At 71.8% G+C, this 2,894-nt stretch carries 3 protein-coding genes; 2 read left to right on the forward strand and 1 reads right to left on the reverse strand.

From position 1 onward, the window contains the following. Positions 1-264: 264 nt before the first annotated feature. Positions 265-1,533, forward strand: coding sequence for a serine--tRNA ligase (gene serS, locus DBR36_RS05435; protein WP_108317914.1), 1,269 nt, complete (start codon positions 265-267; stop codon positions 1,531-1,533). Continuing rightward, a complete protein-coding gene (locus DBR36_RS05440; protein ID WP_258222578.1) occupies positions 1,530-2,423 on the forward strand; it encodes an HAD family hydrolase in 894 nt (297 codons plus the stop codon). The genes serS and DBR36_RS05440 overlap by 4 nt, the downstream gene beginning before the upstream one ends. On the opposite strand, the gene DBR36_RS05445 is transcribed toward DBR36_RS05440, so the two are convergent. Next, positions 2,424-2,894: DUF2254 family protein (locus tag DBR36_RS05445; protein ID WP_146185241.1), on the reverse strand; the 471-nt coding region annotated here is incomplete at its 5' end. It lies immediately after the preceding gene.

The raw sequence follows: 2,894 nt of genomic DNA on the forward strand, positions 1-2,894 counted from the left end.
TCGGGGGACTCCGCGTCGTCACGCGGCTCGTCAGGGGCGGCCATGGCATCCACCATAGGACCGCGTCCCGCGCGCCGACCGGTCTGCGACGAGGGGTTGACGGCGAGCCCCGCGGCGTGGGGGTCCGAATGTTCGGGATGCCGGCATCCTCCGTCTCCGTCGGCTCGACGGTGAGCGCGACGAGGCCGTGCCGATCCACGGCCCCTGCGGCACGGACCGGGCCTCGGCGGAGGACACGCGCCGACCCGACCATAGGATGGACGCGTGATCGACCTGACTCTGCTGCGTGAAGATCCCGAGCTCGTGAAGCGCTCCCAGATCGCCCGCGGGGAGTCGCCGGATTCGGTGGACGAGGCCCTCGCCGCCGACCGCGACCGCCGCGCCGCCATCACCGCCTTCGAAGAGCTCCGCGCGTCGCAGAACGCGCACGGCAAGCGCGTCGCCCAGGCGCCGAAGGACGAGAAGGCCGCGCTGGTCGCCGAGGCCAAGCAGCTCAGCGAGCAGGTCAAGTCCGCCCAGCACGCGGTGGCCGAAGCCGAGGCCGCCGCCGACGCGGCGCTGTCGAAGATCGAGAACATCGTGCTCGACGGCGTTCCGGCCGGCGGCGAGGCGGACTTCGTCACGCTCCGCACGCACGGCGAGATCCCGACCTACGACTTCACCCCGCGCGACCACCTCGAGATCGGCGAGCTGCTCGGCGCGATCGACATGGAACGCGGCACGAAGGTGTCGGGCAGCCGCTTCTACTTCCTCACCGGGATCGGCGCGCGGCTCGAGCTCGCGCTCATGACCCTCGCTCTCGACCGGGCCCTGCAGGCCGGGTTCACCCCGATGATCCCGCCGACGCTCGTGCGCCCCGAGGTCATGCGGGGCACCGGATTCCTCGGCCAGCACGCCGACGAGGTCTACCACCTCGACAAAGAGGACCTGTACCTCGTGGGCACCAGCGAGGTCCCCCTCGCCGGCTACCACATGGACGAGATCCTCGACCTGGAGCGCGGCGCGAAGCGCTACGCCGGGTGGTCGACCTGCTACCGCAGCGAGGCCGGCTCGTACGGCAAGGACACCCGCGGCATCATCCGCGTGCACCAGTTCAACAAGCTCGAGATGTTCGTCTACACCGATCCCGCGGATGCCGAGGCCGAGCACGATCGTCTCGTCGCCATGCAAGAGGGCATGCTGCAGGACCTCGGCCTGGCGTACCGGGTCATCGACGTCGCCGCCGGCGACCTCGGTTCGAGCGCGGCGCGCAAGTTCGACATCGAGGCGTGGGTTCCCACGCAGGACTCCTACCGCGAATTGACCAGCACCTCGAACTGCACGACCTACCAGGCGCGCCGTCTCGAGACGCGGTTCCGCCCGGCGGACGGCGGCAAGACGCAGCCGGTGGCGACACTGAACGGCACCCTCGCCACGACGCGCTGGATCGTGGCCCTGCTCGAGACGCACCAGCGCGCGGACGGGTCGGTGACGGTGCCCGAGGTGCTGCGGCCCTATCTCGGCGGGCTCGAGGTCATGGAGCCCATCGCGTGACCCGCGAGGCCGCCCTTCCCGAGACCGGTGACGTCGAGAGCGCACCGAAGCAGGAGGCGGCCGACGTCGTCGCCTCGCTGGCCGACGACGCCCCCGCGGGGCGCATGCTCATCGCGCTCGACATCGACGGCACGGTGCTGCTCGAGGACGACACCCTGAGCCCCGGCGTCGTCGAGGCGGTGGCCGGCGCGCAGGCGGCGGGTCACGAGGTGATGCTCGCCACCGGCCGCAGCTGGGACAGCACCCACCCGATCATGGACCGGCTCGGCATCCGTCCCGAATACGCGGTGTGCTCGAACGGGGCCATCGTGATGCGGCGTCGGGGCGACGACGGCGAATACGTGCGCGCCCACGTCGAGACGTTCGACCCGACCGAGGTGCTGACGCTGCTCGGCGAGCACCTGCCGGATGCGCACTTCCTCGTCGAGCTGCCCGACGGCAAGAGGCTCTTCACCGATTACCTCGACGACTGGAACCTCGAGCAGGCCGACCGGGTCACGTTCGCCGAGCTGTCGGCGCAGCCCGTCTGCCGCGTGGTCGTGGTCGCGCCCGAGCAGACCGACAGGGACTTCCTCGAGCTGGTCGAGCGCATCGGTCTGACGCAGGTCTCGTACGCGATCGGCTGGACGGCGTGGCTCGACATCGCGCCGAAGGGCGTCGACAAGTCCACCGCGCTCGAGCTCGTGCGGGGATGGCTGGGCATCTCGCCCGACCGGGTGCTGGTGATGGGCGACGGCCGCAACGACATCGAGATGATGCAGTGGGCCGTCCGCAACGGCGGTCGCGCGATCGCGATGCACCAGGGTCCGCCCGAGGTGCACGCGGCAGCGGGCGAGGTGGGTCTCTCGGTCACCGAGGGCGGCGTCGCCGCGGTGCTCCGCGCCCTCTGATCAGACGATCCACGCTCCGCGCATCGCCCGACGCAGCGTCCGTCGGTCCGCCCGATCCAGGGCGCCCCGCGCCCTCTGCTCCGCGGCCCGTGCGGCGTCCGCGAACACCTCGCGCTGGTGGGGAGCGGATGCCGCGAGCGACGCGAGGCACTTCTGCAGGCGCACCTGCACCTCGACGTCCGCCGCGCCGTCGCGCGCGAGAGGGCGGAACGCGTCGTCGACCAGGTCGACCAGCCGAGGGGCCGGGACGTACACCCTCTCGTGGGCGACGTCGGCATCGGGGCGCAGGGCGAGCGCGCGCGAGAAGACGCGCTGCAGGGCGGCGATCACCTCGATCGCGGTGCCGGGGTCGTTCGTCGCCGCCGACAGCGCCCGGCTGCCGATCTCGGTCAGGGCGATGACGCCGAAGCGCGGGTCCTGCTCGTAGGTGCGGTGGTGCTCGATGCGGAACGCCCGCCGCACCGCCGCTCG

Source organism: Microbacterium sp. HMWF026 (genome assembly GCF_003061325.1).
Classification (GTDB): domain Bacteria; phylum Actinomycetota; class Actinomycetes; order Actinomycetales; family Microbacteriaceae; genus Microbacterium; species Microbacterium testaceum_E.